This window comes from Pseudoalteromonas sp. P1-25 (assembly GCF_001401805.1).
GTDB lineage: Bacteria > Pseudomonadota > Gammaproteobacteria > Enterobacterales > Alteromonadaceae > Pseudoalteromonas.
This window is the reverse complement of sequence record NZ_LKDW01000074.1, coordinates 1-1,061: the sequence shown is the minus strand read 5'-3', so window position 1 is coordinate 1,061 and position 1,061 is coordinate 1. Positions and strand designations below refer to the sequence as shown.

At 52.8% G+C, this 1,061-nt stretch carries 1 protein-coding gene; it reads right to left on the bottom strand.

Going from position 1 to position 1,061, the window contains the following annotated elements; all coding sequences use genetic code 11:
• Nucleotides 1-1,061: Ig-like domain-containing protein (locus AN393_RS19550; RefSeq protein ID WP_200909061.1), on the bottom strand; the 1,061-nt coding region annotated here is incomplete at both ends.

Below are 1,061 nucleotides of genomic sequence, written 5' to 3'. Positions count from 1 at the left end.
GTGAGTGTCACCGTGCCGCCAATTTCGTTACTGGTGCCCTGTAATGTCGGTGTTAGGTCGTTTACATCGCCTACATTTTGTATCGTAAGTGTGGGGGCTTGCGTGTCAATCGTAGTGGTTTCACTCACGGTGGTTTCGTTGCCTACGCTATCGCGTACGCTCACTTCAATCGTGCTTTCACCTTCACTAAGTGGTGTACTCGGTGTGGCGCTCCAATCACCATTTGCATCAACAAGCGCAGTGATGGTTTGTGGATTACCATCGCTGTCGGTCACCACTATCGTCACTTGCGCGCCTTCGCCCGCATCGCTCGTGCCACTGATTATAGGCGTGTTGCTATTGCTTTGTGCATCCACCTCAACAGTAAGCGTAGGCGGTGTGCTATCAAAGTCATCTGAGCTGATTGTGCGCGTGTTACCGGCTGCATCGGTGGCTGTGGCTATTACAGAGCCAACATCAAGGAGTGATACATCCAAGCCCACTAATGACCAATTACCATTGGCATCGGTTGTGGTGGTGTAAGTGGCCCCAATGCCACCGCCTATAAGTTGCTCAGTGATAGTAATTTCGCTGCCTGCTGGCAGGTCAGAGGTACCGCTTAGGGTCACTAATAAACCAAGCTCAAAGGTCGGTGTAAAGGCAAGGGTTGGTGGCGTCACATCCACTTCGCCGTTGTCTGTGCCTGTACCCGAGTTGCCTGCTGCATCAGTGATGCTGGCGCTAACACTGTAGTTGCCTTCTGCTAAGTCGCTGGTTGGTGTTGCACTCCAATTGCCGTTGACATCGGTTTGAACATCTAGGGTTTGTACGTTGTTCGCTGCATCGGTAAAGGTTACCGTGACGGTGCTGTTGGGTGCATCACTGGTGCCCGTTACACTTGGCGTGCTGTCGTTGGTGAGCGCTGGTGCATCTACACTCACACTTGGCGCGGTGGTATCGATGTTACCGCTGCCGGTGATATCAGTGCTGTTGCCCGCCGCATCACTAATAGTCGCTTCAATGCTGTAAGGCCCTTCAGCCAATGCGTTTGGCACTTCGACTGAGAAGTTGCCGCTCGCATC